This is a genomic window from Amantichitinum ursilacus (assembly GCF_001294205.1).
Classification (GTDB): domain Bacteria; phylum Pseudomonadota; class Gammaproteobacteria; order Burkholderiales; family Chitinibacteraceae; genus Amantichitinum; species Amantichitinum ursilacus.
On sequence record NZ_LAQT01000009.1, the window covers coordinates 278,494 to 293,806 of the forward strand.

At 58.8% G+C, this 15,313-nt stretch carries 14 protein-coding genes; 12 read left to right on the top strand and 2 right to left on the bottom strand.

Going from position 1 to position 15,313, the window contains the following annotated elements:
* Positions 1–99 precede the first annotated feature (99 nt).
* The 6 genes from fliD (at position 100) to WG78_RS12610 (ending at position 5,022) form a co-directional block, all read left to right on the top strand.
* Complete coding sequence (gene fliD / locus WG78_RS12585) at positions 100–2,235, top strand: flagellar filament capping protein FliD (RefSeq protein WP_083459018.1); 2,136 nt, start codon at positions 100–102, stop codon at positions 2,233–2,235.
* Positions 2,236–2,276: 41 nt separating this feature from the next.
* The gene (gene fliS, locus WG78_RS12590) at positions 2,277–2,762 is read left to right on the top strand and encodes a flagellar export chaperone FliS (RefSeq protein WP_053938175.1); all 486 of its coding nucleotides are present in this window, start codon (positions 2,277–2,279) and stop codon (positions 2,760–2,762) included.
* Positions 2,749–3,072: a flagellar protein FliT gene (locus WG78_RS12595; RefSeq protein ID WP_053938176.1), complete on the top strand. Its 324-nt coding sequence runs from the start codon at positions 2,749–2,751 to the stop codon at positions 3,070–3,072. Before fliS ends, WG78_RS12595 begins: the two co-directional genes overlap by 14 nt.
* 65 nt (positions 3,073–3,137) lie before the next feature.
* Positions 3,138–3,554 carry a DUF2802 domain-containing protein gene (locus WG78_RS12600; protein ID WP_053938177.1) on the top strand — a complete coding sequence of 139 codons (417 nt, stop codon included), beginning with the start codon at positions 3,138–3,140 and terminating at the stop codon, positions 3,552–3,554.
* 12 nt (positions 3,555–3,566) lie between these two features.
* Positions 3,567–4,712 carry a flagellar hook-length control protein FliK gene (gene fliK, locus WG78_RS12605; RefSeq protein ID WP_053938178.1) on the top strand — a complete coding sequence of 382 codons (1,146 nt, stop codon included), beginning with the start codon at positions 3,567–3,569 and terminating at the stop codon, positions 4,710–4,712.
* Entirely contained in the window at positions 4,693–5,022 is a 330-nt protein-coding gene (locus tag WG78_RS12610; RefSeq protein ID WP_053938179.1) for an EscU/YscU/HrcU family type III secretion system export apparatus switch protein, read from the top strand. Before fliK ends, WG78_RS12610 begins: the two co-directional genes overlap by 20 nt.
* A gap of 19 nt (positions 5,023–5,041) precedes the next feature.
* Here the strand turns inward: WG78_RS12610 and WG78_RS12615 are convergent, their stop codons facing one another.
* Complete coding sequence (locus tag WG78_RS12615; protein ID WP_053938180.1) at positions 5,042–6,391, bottom strand: sodium-dependent transporter; 1,350 nt, start codon at positions 6,389–6,391, stop codon at positions 5,042–5,044.
* A gap of 410 nt (positions 6,392–6,801) precedes the next feature.
* Here WG78_RS12615 and WG78_RS12620 point away from each other — a divergent pair, with 410 nt between their 5' ends.
* Positions 6,802–9,081: a beta-glucosidase family protein gene (locus WG78_RS12620; protein WP_053938181.1), complete on the top strand. Its 2,280-nt coding sequence runs from the start codon at positions 6,802–6,804 to the stop codon at positions 9,079–9,081.
* A gap of 176 nt (positions 9,082–9,257) precedes the next feature.
* Entirely contained in the window at positions 9,258–10,298 is a 1,041-nt protein-coding gene (locus tag WG78_RS12625) for an AraC family transcriptional regulator (protein WP_053938182.1), read from the top strand.
* 5 nt (positions 10,299–10,303) lie between these two features.
* Here WG78_RS12625 and WG78_RS12630 read toward each other — a convergent pair whose 3' ends face one another.
* Positions 10,304–11,662: an aminotransferase-like domain-containing protein gene (locus WG78_RS12630; RefSeq protein WP_053938183.1), complete on the bottom strand. Its 1,359-nt coding sequence runs from the start codon at positions 11,660–11,662 to the stop codon at positions 10,304–10,306.
* A 226-nt stretch (positions 11,663–11,888) separates the two neighbouring features.
* On the opposite strand from WG78_RS12630, the gene WG78_RS12635 reads away from it, so the two are divergent.
* The 4 genes from WG78_RS12635 (at position 11,889) to WG78_RS12650 (ending at position 15,271) form a co-directional block, all read left to right on the top strand.
* Entirely contained in the window at positions 11,889–12,089 is a 201-nt protein-coding gene (locus tag WG78_RS12635; RefSeq protein WP_053938184.1) for a hypothetical protein, read from the top strand.
* 92 nt (positions 12,090–12,181) lie between these two features.
* On the top strand, positions 12,182–13,441 hold the full coding sequence (locus WG78_RS12640) for an ATP-grasp domain-containing protein (RefSeq protein WP_053938185.1): 1,260 nt from the start codon (positions 12,182–12,184) through the stop codon (positions 13,439–13,441).
* A gap of 41 nt (positions 13,442–13,482) precedes the next feature.
* Positions 13,483–14,730 carry an aspartate aminotransferase type Ic gene (locus WG78_RS12645; protein WP_053938186.1) on the top strand — a complete coding sequence of 416 codons (1,248 nt, stop codon included), beginning with the start codon at positions 13,483–13,485 and terminating at the stop codon, positions 14,728–14,730.
* A 43-nt stretch (positions 14,731–14,773) separates the two neighbouring features.
* Complete coding sequence (locus WG78_RS12650) at positions 14,774–15,271, top strand: cupin domain-containing protein (RefSeq protein ID WP_053938187.1); 498 nt, start codon at positions 14,774–14,776, stop codon at positions 15,269–15,271.
* Positions 15,272–15,313 lie beyond the last annotated feature (42 nt).

The window sequence follows — 15,313 nt, forward strand, 5'->3', positions numbered from 1 at the left end:
GCGCACCGCTGTTCTTATTGAGAATGGCGACTTCGCGTTACGCTTAATGCAAGCTACAGTGGCTTCACGGTATGATGAGTCGCTGCCAAGGAGTGCCGTATGACATCGAGTGTTAGCAGTTCCAGCCCCACGCCCACCCCCACGCCGTCGACGACCACCAGTTCGGGTTTGTCGTCCAGTTCCAATCTGGGCGCGATTACGTCGATGGGTATCGGCTCGGGCATCGATGTCTCGGGCATCATTTCGCAGCTGATGGCGGTGGAACAACAACCGCTGACCGTGCTGCAGAAAAAGGAAGCCAGCTACCAGGCGCAAGTCAGCGCGCTGGGCACGCTGCAAAGCTCGATGTCGGATTTCCAGACTGCCGTCAAAGCGCTGTCTGATCCCACCAAGCTGCAAACCACCACCGCCACGCTGGGCAATACCTCGGTCGGCACGGCCACCGCGGACAGCACTGCCCAGGTGTCCAGCCACTCGTTGTCGGTGTCGTCACTGGCATCCAACCAGGTGCTGGCTTCGGCGCGTTATACCAATACCACTGACCCGGTCGGCACCGGCTCGCTGACCATTGCGTTTGGTTCGTACGACAGCACCAAGGGCTTTACCGCCAATACCAGCGCCAGTTCGTTTACCGTCAATATCGATAGCAGCAACAACAACATCTTTGGCGTGCGCGATGCGATCAACTCCGCCAACAAAGGCGTAACCGCCAGCGTCATCAACGATGGCACTGGCTTCCGTCTTGTGATGAGCTCCAACAACACCGGCGCGTCCAACAGCCTGAAGATCACCTCGTCCGACACCACCGGCACCGGTTTGTCCAAGCTGACTTACGATCCGGCTTCGACCACCAATACCGTCAGCCAGACCCAAGCGGCCAGCGATGCCTCGTTCTCGGTGGATGGCGTGGCCATTACCAAGGCCAGCAATACCGTCAGCGATGTCATTCCGGGTGTAACGCTGAACCTGACTGGCACCACCGGCACCACGCCGACCACACTCACCGTGGGCGTCAACACCGACGACCTGGTCAAGAAAGTACAGGCGATGGTCGATGCGTATAACTCGACCATGGACCAGCTCAATACGCTGACCGGCTACGATGCCACCACCGGTGCATCGGGCATTCTTAACGGCCAGACGTCGCTCAACAGCATCAAGACCTCGCTGCGCGCCGTGTTCAACCAGTCGTTGGGCACCACCAACTCGATCCAGTCGCTGTACGACGTGGGCTTGAGCTTTGGTACCGGCAGCGTGTCGTCCACCGGTACGGTCACGCAGGATGCCAGCAAGGCCGGCGTGCTGAACCTCGATACCACCAAACTGAAAGCGGCCATCACCGCGAACCCGACCGCACTGGCCGGCTTGTTTGCCACGGCGGGCAGCACCAGCAAGCCGGGCGCCGTGACGTTCAAGGCCTCCAGCAGCCAGACGCAACCCGGCACCTATCCGATTTTTGTGAGCAAAGCCGCCACCCAGGGCTCGGTATCAGGCCCGGCGCTGGATAGCTCCACGGGCTTTCCGGTCACCATCGACAGCAACAACGCCAGCTTCAGCGTGGGCCTTGATGGCGTGCAATCGGGCGAAATCAAACTGACTGAAGGCGCGGTGTATAACTCGGCCGCTGATCTGGCCGCCGCCATGCAGACCGCCATCAATAACGATAGCCAGCTGAAAGCCGCGGGCGTATCGGCCTCGGTGGCGTACGACACCACCACCGGCGCGATGAAATTTACCTCGAACTCGTTTGGTTCGACTTCGAATATTCAGGTGAACGGTACCTCGCCCAACTCCGCCTCGATCGGCTTGGGCTATACCGCAGTAAGTACCGGTAGCGACGCAGTGGCCACCATCGGCGGCCAACCGGCCAAGGCGGTCGGTAACGTGTTGACCGGTACGGGCGCGGCAGCAGGCATGATCGTTACGCTGAGCGGCGGTTCGGTCGGTGATATGGGGACGGTGTCGTTCAGCCAGGGTTTTGCCTATCGGCTGAATGCGGCGATTACCTCGATGTCGTCGACCACCGGTGTATTCACCACCGTCACCGCGGCGCTGAACAAATCGATTACCGGCATGCAGACGCAAGAAGCACAAATGCAAACGCGGCTGACCTCGATTCAGGCTAACTATGTAACGCAATTTACGGCCATGGATACGTTGATTGGTCAGCTCAAGTCCACCAGTTCTTATCTGACGCAACAGCTGGCCAACTTGCCAGGTGTGTCGTCGTCTTAAAGCGTGCTGGACTTTTACGCAGTTGAACATGGAGGTGCGGCATGAGCTATGCCGTTAAAAAGGCGTTAAAGCAGTACGGCGACAACAGTCTGGATGTGGCGGTCGAAACGGCCAGCCCGCTTAAACTGGTGGTGATGCTGTACGAAGGCGCCATCAAGGCGGTTGGGCTGGCCAGGTACCATATGGAAGCTGGCCATATCCCCGACAAGGGCAAGGCCATCAGCCACGCCATCTCCATCATTGATCAGGGCCTGCGACAGTCGCTGGACAAATCCAAGGGCGGCGATCTGGCCGAAAACCTGGATCAGCTGTATCGCTACATGACCGAGCAATTGCTGCTGGCCAACCTGCACAACAAGCTGGATGTGCTGGACCACGTGGGCAAGTTGCTGGGCGAGCTGAAAGAAAGCTGGGATCAGATTGAAGCGGGTTCGCGCGCGGGCGCGCAACCGGTGGCCGAAGCGCCGCCCCCCGCTGCCGCCAATCCCAATAACGACCGCGGCACGCTGAGCTATGGCCGTGCCTGACCCGGGCGTTGCGGTATACCAACAGTTGTCGTCCACGTGCCTGGCCATGATGCAGTGGGCGGCCAAAGAAAACTGGGAGGCTTTCTTGATGGAAGCCGAACAGTATGTGGCGCTGAGCGCCGAATTGCGTGACATCAACTGGCAAAGCCTGCCAGCCGGCGAGCGCGATGTGCTGGCCGAAACGTTACGTAAAACCCAGACGCAGATCGACAGTTTGCTGCCGCACGCCGAAGCCCGGCGCACGGAGCTTGTCGGCACGCTGAGAAATTTGCAAAATAGCGCAAAGATGCGTCGTGCTTACGGCCCCTGATAGCTAACCAGATCCGGGCCGCGTTCACGCCGCACCGCATCCACCCCGTGCGTTGAGAGGCGCTAGTGAACGGCATCCTCATTACCTGGCCGCAGTTGCTCTACCTGGGACTCGTGCTCATCCTGTTTTATGTGGCCGAGTTGCTGCTGTTTTTGCGCCGCGCCAACGCCCCCAAATCCGTATCGCGCCAGCTGATCAACCAGCTGGAAACCGCGCAGGCGGATATCACCGGTTTGCGCCAGGAACTGGAGCTGCTGAAGGTGCGCCTGGCCGCCGCGCAAGCCCAGCAAAGCTATCTGTTACCTCATCCCGAAAAAGTGCCTTCTGGCGCCAGCGAATCCAACGCCGAGACGCCGTATGCACACGCCATCCGCATGGCCCGTCAAGGCGCCGATGCGGCGGCGGTGGCGCAGGAATGCGGCATCTCACGCGGGGAGGCCGATCTGATCGTGGCGCTGTACCGCACCGAAGGTCATCGGTAAGGCGAGGGCGGCATGGTCTCGCAAAGCGGGCTGGGCGCGCTGATCAACCTGTACTCGGGCACGAGTAACAGCGTTAACGAAGTCGCCAATGCCCCGATCGAAGAAGCGCTGTTTGGCCTGGGCCAGCAAGTGCAGGGCACGGTGGCGGCGCAACTGGGCAATGGGCGCTATGCCGTGCTGGTCAGCAATCAGTTGCTTGATCTGAATCTGCCCGCCGAAACCCAGACTGGCGACCAACTGAATATGACGGTGGTGGCCAAAGATCCGCGGCTGACCTTTGCGCTCAACAACCAGAGCACTGGCCAGCCTACGCAAACTACCACCACGGCTTCCAATCCGCGCGCCAATGGCGATGCGCAATTAAGCGGTGCCAGCCGTTATCTGAATGATCTGCTTACCAGTGGCGATCAAACCAAAGCGGGTAAGGCCGATGGCCTGGTGCATGCAGAACCGCTGTTTACCGGCATGCCGGATACCAGCAAGCTGGCCGAGAAGCTGGGCCAGGCGCTAGGCCAAAGCGGATTGTTTTACGAATCGCATCAAGCCGAGTGGGCCACCGGCCAGCGCAGCCTGCAATCACTGCAACAAGAACCGCAGGCCACGCTGAGCAAATCGGCCGAAGCCGCCAGCACGGCCAACAACGCCAAGGCCGATGTCGCCACGCAAACGCTGAAACTGGCCAGCGACGCCACGAACAGCCTGACGCAAACCAGCGCGACACCTACGGCGACCACCACGCACGCCATCGACCCGCAATCGATGTTGCGTAATCTGGTGCAGCAACAACTAGACGTCATCGACCAGCGCCCCATCATCTGGCAAGGCCAGGCGTGGCCGGGCCAACCGATGCAATGGCAGTTGCAGGCCGAAAACGAACGCGAAGGCGGCGGCACGCGCGAAACCGAAGCGCAACGCTGGAACACCACGTTGACGCTGGACCTGCCCAACCTGGGCAAGGTGTCGATTAACGCGTCGCTATCGCAGGGCCAGTTCAGCCTGCAGTTTCATGCCGCCAATAAAGAGACCGCGGCCACGCTGAAACAAGCGCAGCCGCAGCTATTCCAGCAGTTCTACGATGCCGGTCTGCTGCTGGGCAATACCCGTTTTGACGACGCGCTGAGCGACGCCGCAGGACCCGATGCAACGCAAACCCCCTAATCGACACGGTGCATTACAGAACGCAGTGGCGCTCGCTTATAACGAGGCCAGTGGCGCGCCGCGTGTGGTGGCGAAAGGCCGCGGCATTCTGGCTGAAACGATTATCGAAAAAGCCAAGGAAGCGGGCGTATTTGTGCACGAATCGCCCGAGCTGGTTTCGATGTTGATGCAGGTGGATTTGGACCAGCGCATTCCGGCGCAGTTGTATCGTGCCGTCGCCGAATTGCTGGCATTTGTTTATCTGGTAGAAAAGGGCGTCGATGCGCCGACGCCCAAACTGACTTTGCCGGAATTACCCGAAGAAAAGTGATCGATATAATCGGGCTGGATCAAATCACTTTCATGCCGCGCAATAGCACAATCACAATCAAAACCGGCGAAACATAGCGCACGACAAAGAAAATCGCCTTGACCAGCCATTGGTTATCAAGCGTATCTTGATTGCTTAATTGCGCCTGCACCCAGCGCGGCCCGATTACCCAGCCCACAAATAGACAAATCAACAAACCACCGACCGGCAACAAGACGTTTGAGCTCACAAAGTCATACAGCCCGAATGCCGACAAGCCAAACAAGGTGGTGTGTTCCAGCACGCCTTGCGACAAGGCGGCCGGCGCGCCCAATGCTGCAATCAATAACACCGTGCATAAGGTGGCTTTGCGGCGGCTCCATTGCAGGCGCTCGGTAATCATGGCCACCGGAACCTCCAGAATCGACAGAATTGCGCCCATGGATGCAATGGCCGTCAGCACAAAAAACAATACGGTAAAGATGCTGCCGCCAGGCAAACTGGCAAAGACCGAGGGAATGGTCAGAAACACCAGGCCGGGGCCATCGGTAGGCTGAAAATGAAAGGTAAATACGGCGGGGAAAATCGCCATGCCGGCCAATAACGAAATGCTTAAATCCGCCAACATCACGCGACCCGCAGTGGCGGGAATGTTCTGATTGTCGCGGAAATAACTGCCGTAAGTGAGCATGGTGCCCATGCCCACCGACAATTTAAAAAACGCCAGGCCGACGGCGGTTAACACCACGGCAGGCGTAATGCGCGAGAAATCGGGCGCAAACAAAAAGCGCAATCCTTCCGCCGCCCCCGGCAAAGTCAGACTGCGCACGCACAATAACAACAGCAAAACAAATAGCACCGGCATCAGCTTTTTGGTGACGGCCTCAATGCCTTTGGATACGCCCAGCATGATAATGCCGCCCGCCAAAGCCAATACCAGCCATTGCCAGAATAAAGCCGAGGCGGGCGCGCTAATGGTCTGGCCAAATTGCGCTTGTGCCGCCGCCGCATCGCCATGAATTAACGTGCCGGTTAATGCTTTGGCGATATACGCAAATACCCAGCCTGCCACTTCGGTATAAAAGCCGAGGATCAATACCGCCGCCAACAAACCCATATAACCAATGATTTGCCAGAACGGTTGCCTCGGCCGCAAGCGTTCAAACGCCGTCACCGCATTCGCCCGCGTGGCGCGACCGAGCATGGTTTCGGCAATCATCACCGGCAAACCCAGCAATAAGGTCGCCAGCAAATACACCAGCAAGAAGCCGGCACCGCCATTGGTGCCGGTTAAATATGGAAACTTCCAGATATTACCCAGCCCCACCGCCGAGCCCAGCGTCGCGACCAGCACGCCAAATGTCGAAGTAAAACCGTCGCGTTGAGTCATAATGTTTTGCCAGCCGTGACAGCCGACCCTTGCAAGGATGTGTTGGATTGCACATTCCATCCTGGTCTGCCGCACCCGCCAGCGCCCAACCTTTTGGGCTGGACGGCGCACAGGCAAACCGATGGCACTTTCCGCAAACGTGATACGACGCGGAGGCGCGATGATAAAGCGCGGGGCGCGGCATGACAGTTGGGAATATCTACACCTTTGGGACTTGTCCCAGGACAAGGTGTCGGGCGCAATCCGGACTAAGGCCATCCCCTTATCCCATCCGCCCCCGCCGCAGCACGCAAAGCCAAAACCCGCAACGCCATGCAAAGTGTAGTTTTAAAACCGCGACTACCATTTCTGCTCCGATAACAACCTGATACCGATGCGTACATCGGCCAGTCAGGCACCATGGAGGCAGTATGACGACTCGCACAAACTGGGTTTTAACCACGCTCTGCGCTGCATTGTTGGCAGCGTGCGGTAGTGGCAACGATGACGTGACCAGCGCCAGCCCCGGCGCGACCACAGATCTGGATGCTGTGGCCGATCAGCGCGCGGCAGCGCTGGTGGCGCAAATGACGCTGGATGAGAAAATCCAGATGGTGCACGGCGTGGGCACGCAAACCGGGCCTTTGGGCGGCGCGGGTTATATTCCGGGCATTCCGCGGCTGGGCATTCCGGACTATTACATTGCCGATTCGGCAACCGGCGTTTATCAGACTTTAAATGGATCTCCAGTGGTTAATGGCGCTACCGCCATGCCGTCCACCATTGCCCTGGCCGCCAGTTGGGATACGCAACTGGCGTACAACTATGGCGCGCAAATCGGCAAGGAATTACGCACGATCGGTTTTACTGAAGGCCTTGGCGGTGGCGTCGATCTGGCGCGCGAATTGCGCAATGGCCGCACCTTTGAATACATGGGCGAAGATCCGGTATTGGCCGGTTATATGATCGCGGCCCGCACCACCGGCACGCAGGATCAGAAAGTGGTGGCCACCATCAAGCATTACGCCGCCAATGATCAGGAAACCAATCGCTTTACCTCCAATTCCATCATCGATGAACGCACCTTGCGCGAACTGCATTTGTTGCCGTTTGAGATTGGCGTTAAAACCGGTAAACCCGGCAATGTGATGTGCTCCTATAACCTGGTTAATGGCGTTAAAGCCTGCGAGAACAAGTATCTGCTCACCGACGTGTTAAAGACCGAATGGGGCTTTAAAGGCAAGGTGCAATCAGACTGGTTTGAAGCCTTGACTGATACGGTACGTGGCGCAAATGCCGGACTGGATGAAGAAGAGGGTGGTTCTACTGATGACAGCACCGGCTTTTATGGTATCGCCACGTATTTCAATCAGAAGCTGAAAGCAGCGGTGCAAGGCGGCACCGTAGCGCAATCACGACTGGACGATATGGTGCAGCGTAAATTGCGTACGCTGATTCGCCTGGGCATTTTTGATAGCCCCGCCGCTTTGAATGGCACGATCGATCAGGCGGCGGGCAATGTTGCTACGCAAGCGGCCGCCGAACAATCGATGGTATTGCTTAAAAACAGTGCGCCCAGCAATGCCAGCGCGGCGGTATTGCCATTAAATGCCGCGACCATCAACAGTATTGTGGTGATCGGTGGCCATGCCGATGTCGGCGTATTGTCGGGTGGCGGTTCCGGCCTGACGCCGCCGCGCGATGGCAATGCGGTCACATGTTTGCAACCGACGGCCATGATTGCGGGGCAGGTAACAGCGTGCGCCACCTTCTATAAATCTTCGCCTTTGGCCGCTATCAAAGCCAAAGCGCCCAATGCGACGGTCACTTATCTGGATGGCTCGGATGCCACTGCAGCCGCAGCGGCCGCAGCCAATGCCGACGTGGCGATTGTATTTGGCACGCAATGGCAAACCGAGGGTGGCGATTTGCCGTCGTTGGCATTGCCGAATAACGCAACGGATCCGGCCAATCAGGCGTATGACCAGAACGCATTGATTGCCGCAGTGGCGGCTAGCGCCAAACGCAGCGTGGTGGTGCTAGAAAGCGGCACGGCAGTCACCATGCCGTGGCTGGCGAATGTGCATGCGGTATTGGAAGCCTGGTATCCCGGTATGCAGGGCGGCCCGGCCATTGCCAATATCCTGTTTGGCGCCACCAATCCGTCGGGTAAATTGCCGATTACTTTCCCGCAAGCCGATACCGATCAACCGCAGAAAGCCATTTCCAGTACTGATTTGAATGTGACGTATAGCGAAGGCCTGCAAATCGGTTATCGCTGGTATGACGCGCAAAACATTCAGCCGCTATTCCCGTTTGGGCATGGATTGTCGTATACCACGTTTGCCTATTCCGGCTTGACCACTGCAGTGGATAGCAGCGGCAATTTAACGGCCACCTTTACCGTCAAAAACACCGGCAGCGTGGCGGGCGCAGAAGTGGCGCAGTTGTACACCGCAATGCCCAGCGCGGCAGGCGAGCCGCCGCGCCGTTTGATCGGCTGGCAAAAAGTGCAATTGGCGGCAGGCGAAGCGAAAACCGTGACCGTCTCCGCCAATAACGAGCGGCTGGCCATCTGGGATATCAATCTGCATCAATGGCATATTCCGGCAGGCGCTTATACCTTCTATGCGGCCGCATCATCGCGTGATGCCAATGCAATAAGCAAAACGCAAACGCTGGAAGAAAAAATCCTGCCGATTTCGAAATAATTAAAGCCATTTAAAACCGACCCGCGCCATTGCTGCGCCGGGTCGGTTTTTTTATGCCTTGCCGCGCATAAGGCCCATGCCTGACTGGTGCGATTTATGGCCTGTGTTAGTGTGATGTAACGCCATGCCCCGATGTTGCAGTGCAGTGTGAGTGATTGATTATGAAGAGGTTTTAAATGACGCCGTGGTCTCGAACTGTCACCAGCAAGCTGGCGTTATTGGGGCTGGAATCCGCCCGCGCCCATGGCCTCAGTCCGCGCGAATTCCAGCGTATTACCGGTATTGCCGAAGCCGAAGCGCGCGATCCACAAGGCCGCATTGCCGCCGAAAAACATATCGCCATGCTGAATCTGACCGAGCGCATGACGCCCTTGGCACATATGCCGCATAGCATGTCAGCAGTATTAACCACGGCGCCGTTCAGCACGGTGATTTGCGTGGTGGCTAATTCGCCCACGCTGCAACACGCATTTGCCAATTATCTGGATTTGCGCGGATTGATCGGCGATGTGGACGATATGCTGATTAAGCAGCAAGGCGATTATTTTGAATTCGAATATCAAATGGAAGGCAATGCCGATGGCGAACGTACTGGCCGCAGCGCATTCGGCAATCTGATGTTGATGGCGCGGCTGGCGCGACAATATCTGGATGATGCGCATTTGCCGGTGGCGATTGAGTTAACTGGCAAGCCGTTTCCCGGCTGGCAAGCCGCGCAAGAAGAAGAGCGTTGTCGTTTGCGGTTTGGCGCTGCGCGCAATCGCATGGCCTTGCATTTGCCGGGCGCGGCGCAGGCCTATGCGCTGCATAACCGGGTGGCTTATGACGTGATTAATGGCCAGGCGCAAGCGGAGGTGCAAGCGCTACAGCAAAAATATTCATTTGCCGCGCGCGTGCAGGCGTTGATCGATGAATTGGTCAATCCGGTTACGGTGTTTGCCGGCGACAATACCTTGCTGGAAATGGTATGCGAACGCTTGCATACCTCACGCTTTACCTTGCATCGATTGCTGCAGAAAGAAGACACGCATTTCCAGCGCATCACCGCGCAAGTGCGGCTTAAAAAGGCCAAGCAAATGCTGCTGCAAGAGCAAGCCTCAATTTCCAATGTCAGCGATTTGTTGGGATTTTCTTCGGTGTCGGCGTTTTCGCGTTTCTTTTCGGCGCAAAGCGGTTTAACGCCGTCACGCTTCAAGTCGATGCATCGAGCTGGCTAGACTGATTAACGTAGAGTCAAAGCACGCAAAAACAGCGATTTGACGCGCGCATCATCGCTATGCGCCACGTTAAAACGCAAAAACTGATTGGCGGCCGGGTCGCGGCTAAATAATCCACCGGGCGCCAAGGCCATGCCTTCGGCCAATGCGTGGCGCGCAATGACAATTGCGTCCAGCTCTTGCGGCAATCGCACCCACAGAAAAAATCCTTCGCCTGTGGTCGATTGCACTTCGCAGCCTGCTTGTTGCAGCCATTGCGCCACGTTCTGGCCCGATTCAAATAACCGGTCCGTCAGGCGCGCAATATGCCGGCCATAACTGCCTTCGCTAAGAATGCGATAAATGATCTGCTCGGTCAGCTCCGAGGTAATGCCGCCAGTGCTGAGCTTTAATGCGGTTAATTGCGCGGACAAGGCGGGCGTCGCCACGATAAAGCTGGCGCGGGTATTGGGCGTTAAGGTTTTGGTAAATCCCGAGATATAGCTAACGTGCTCGAGCCCGCCTGCCACCGCCAGGCGCGGGGTTGGCTGCATCTGAATATCGCAATACAGATCGTCTTCAATAATGTGCACTTGATAACGCCGCGCCAGATCGGCCAGGCGGAAAGCCTCGACCGGCGAAAACGAATGCCCCAGCGGATTGTGCAGCACACTATTGGTGATATAAACCCGCGGCCGATGCGTCATCAGCGTGTGTTCCAGCTCGGCAAAATCAATGCCTTGCGGCGTGCGTTTGATGGTGATGGCGGACGCATCGCGATAAGCCAGCATGGCGTGGAAATTGAAATAACACGGGTCATCCAGCAGCACTTTGTCGCCCGGTTGCAGCAACAGCCGCAACACCATATCGACCGCGTTCATGGTGCTGGACGCGGTCACAATCTGTTCCACCGGCACATCAATACCCACCGCCGCCAACTTGATCTGCAGCGCATGGCGCAACGGCAGATAGCCCGCGGCCGCACCGCATTCGCTCAGGCGCAGGGTATTGGCGCGAATTGCACCGCGCATGGCTTTCAATAATGCGTCTTCGGGCAGCCAGTCCAGCGGCAGAAAGCCGCAGCCGGGGCGCAATTTGCCGGTTTCTGTAATCAGGGAACGGCGCAATACGCTCAAGGTGTCTTGCGGCAGCAAATCGCGGCCCAGGCCGGGCGCTTTGATCTGATTGCGCGCCACCGCATGGCCCGCGCCCTGGCGCGACACGATCAGCCCTTTGGCGCGCAGGCGATCCAGTGCTTCGATCACCGTGGACTTGCTCACGCCCAGCTGCAGCGCCATCTCGCGCACCGGTTGCAAGCGCGCACCCTGCGCCAGATCGCCGCGCTGTATTGCCTCGGTTAGCTGTTCGACGATTTGCGTAACCATCGGAATGCCGGGCTCAAATTCTATAGTCGGCACTGCTGCCCGAGACGACGACTGCACTTTGCTGCTCACTTGACCAGTAATGTGCGGCTGACTTTACCTCAACTTAATCTGGGCAACAAGATACGCCCAACTTACGATGCGCTCATCCAATTGATGCGGCTAATTGGCGTGTTTATGACAATTGCATCAAGACGCGTAATTAATATTTGAATTGCGAGAATCTGAAATGGCGCTTTTTACCGCCGATATGTGGCCAGAGGCCGCGCACGATGGTTCGTCGCAAACCGGTGGGTCGCCCGTAACGCCAGCACTGGCGCCACTTTACGGCCTGCACCCTGCGCTGGATGGCAGCAGCGAAGTGTCAACTTGCTTGTCCGATGCGCATGCCGAACAGCGCACGCAATTCGGCCCCGATCAGAGTGTATGACTGACTGGTTAGCTGACTGGCTTATTGAACAAAACATGGTTTTTTAAGACGCGCATTAAAGCGCGCATTAGCGGATGAATAGGAGGCTATCAATGGCAGCAATTAAATGCATTATTGTTGTGGGATATAACGGCACTCGAGCGCTCGATATCGCCTTGCTGCGCCAGACCTACCAACGCGTGTATGGCCAGCCGCTGGTGTTGCTGGTGGAACAACTAAAGCCGACCGATATGCAACTGGCGGACCGAGTGTTGCTGACTGACTTTGCCCCCGAGCATCTCGCCACTGCATTGCCGCAGTTGCGCCAGGCGCTGGAAGAACTGCAGTTGCAGCCGGTGGGCGTGTTGCCGTTTTCGGATCGCGGCGTGGTGCTGGGCGCGGCGCTGGCCGAGGCGTATGGCCTGCCCGGCAGCGGCACCGAGGCCGCCTTGGCCGGCATCGACAAGCGCGTGTTCCGTCGGCTCGATGCCGCCTGCATCGACCGGCCAGAAGGCTATCAGCCGGTGTATTCCACCCAGGTGGACAGCCTGAGCGCATTGCGCGATGTGGTGGCGCAATTGCAAGGCCAGGCGTTTATCAAACCGGCGCAAGAGGGCGCCAGCCGTGGCTGCCGCGTGATTCATAGCCTGGCCGAATGCGAAGACGCATGGGCCGAGCTGTCGCGCTATCGCGCCGGTGGCGTCATCGTTGAAACCCTGGTCGAAGCCGCACGCGAATACAGCTGGGACCAGGTTGCGGGTGCGCGCTGGATTACCGAAAAGCAAACCACCGAAGGGCGTTTTCGCGCCGAAATCCAGCAAGTGGTGCCCGCGCCCTTGCCCGAGCTGGCACAGCGCCGCATCGATGCCGCCGGCCAACATATGGCCGACCTGGTCGCGCCGCGCCACGGCGCCTGGCATAACGAGATTTTCTGGCGCGCCAACCAGACCACCTCGGCCGTTGAAACCAATATGCGCCCCGGTGGCATGCAGATCTGGCATCTGGCCATGCATTCATTTGCCGGTTTTGATCCGTGGCAGGCGTGGCTGCGCTGGGCGGTGGAAGGGGTGGAGCACAACGCGCCTTTGCAGCAGGTGGGCTACAGCGGCGTGCGGCTGATCCAGGCGCCGCGCGATGGCACGGTGCTGGCCTGGCCCGATATCGCCGCCACCGCAAACGCGCTGGGCATCCGGCTGATTGGCGGGGGCTGGGACAAACCGCTGGGCGCGCCTGCATCTACGCTGATTACCGACAATTTTTCTTTTCTGGGTTACGTGATGGTGCATCACGCCGATTACGCCACGCTGTGCCGACAATTGCTGCAACTGGTGGCGGCGCTGGAACAGCGTATCGAGATCAAGCCGGTTTATTGACCCACCCCGCGCGCCGCATAAAAACTTATTTGGAGCCCGCCATGACGCCCGCCGCCCACGCTTATCGCCAGCTTTTGCAACAAGGTCTACAGCTTGATTTATCGCGCGGCAAACCTGCGCCCGAGCAACTGGATTTATCGATGCCCATGCTCGATATGCTGGCCAGCGACAGCGATTGCGCCGCCAGCGATGGCATGGACTGCCGCAACTATGGCGGCAATGGCGGCATCCCCGAGGCGCGCCAGTTATTTGGCGCATTGCTGGGCGCATCGGCCGCGCAAACCGTGGTGTGCGGCAGCGCCACGCTCGAAATGATGCATGACTGTTTGATGTACGCGCTGTGGCACGGTTTTGCGCCGCATGCGCCGTGGCGCACGCTGCAACAACTGGCGTTTATTGCGCCGGTGCCCGGCTACGACCGGCATTTCAGCATCTGCGCCGCCTACGGCATCACGCTGTATACGGTGCCGTTGCGGGACGACGGCCCCGATATGGATGCGGTGGAAAGCTTGCTGGCGGCGCACCCCGATATCCGCGGCATGTGGTGCGTGCCCACGTATAACAACCCCACCGGCACCGTGTATGGCGATGCGGTCGTACGGCGGCTGGCGCGCATGCAGGCCGCGCCGGATTTCCGTTTGTTCTGGGATGACGCTTATCGCCATCACCATCTGGGCGATACGCCACGCCACACGCTCAACATGCTGGAAGAGTGCACCGCCGCGGGCCATCCCGACCGCGTGCTGGCGTTTACCTCCACCGCCAAGATGACGTTCGCCAACGCGGGCGTGGCGGCGATGGCGGCATCGCCCGCCAATATCGCGTGGTGGCTGCGCCATGCGCTGGTGCGCAGCATCGGCCCCGACAAGATCAACCAGTTGCGCCACGTGCGCTTTATGCGCGATCTGCCCACGGTGCAGGCGCTGATGCGACGCCACGCCGCCATTCTGCGGCCGCGGTTTCAGGCGGTGTATGACGCGTTTACGCAGCACCTGGCAGGCGTGCCGGGCGTGCATTGGAACCAGCCGCAGGGCGGCTATTTTATTCATCTGCAAGTGCCGCCGGGCACGGCAAAGCTGACGGTGCAACTGGCGCGCGAGGCGGGCATTACCGTTACGCCAGCGGGCGTCAGTTTTCCGCATGGCGACCCCGATGACCAATACATCCGGCTGGCGCCCAGTTATCCGGCCGTGGCCGAAGTGGCGACGGCGGCACACGGGCTGGCGCTGTGTCTGCTGTACGCGCTGGAACTGCACGCGGCGCGCGCCACGCAAGCGCTGCCTGCCTGAGCGCGCCACCTTGATGACCCCATCGTTTTAACAGGTTTTGGTAATGAGCAAATTTGCTGGCAACACCTTTCCGTTTATGCCGTACCGCAACTTTTATCGGCAAATGCAAAGCCGCCCGGCCGTCTGGCGCGATGCCGATCTACAAGCGTTGCGGCTGGCCAATACCGACCCGGCCACCGACACCATCGCGCTGGCGGTGGGCCCCGGTGAAACCGGCTGCGAAGTGGTGCCGGGTATGGCGATGTCGATGCAATGGATTAACCCGGGCGAGCAGATGCAGACGCACAAGCACTCGTGGTGGCATCTGTTTTTTATCCAGTCCGGCCACGGCACGGTCACCTTGCAAGACCCGGACAGCGGCCTGCCCGAAGTCACCGTACTAGCGCCGGGTGATTGGGTGCTGGTGCCTGCGGGCATTACGCACCGCTTTGACAACAGCTCGGCCAGCGCGCCGCTGGTGATGATGAATATCAACAACCTGCCGCAGCAGGCGCTGTTATCCAGTTTTTCGGTCGAAAACACCGACACGGCCACGGGCTGAAGCAAGGCCGTCGGGGTTGACGATAGCGGGTGTGCGGCGCTG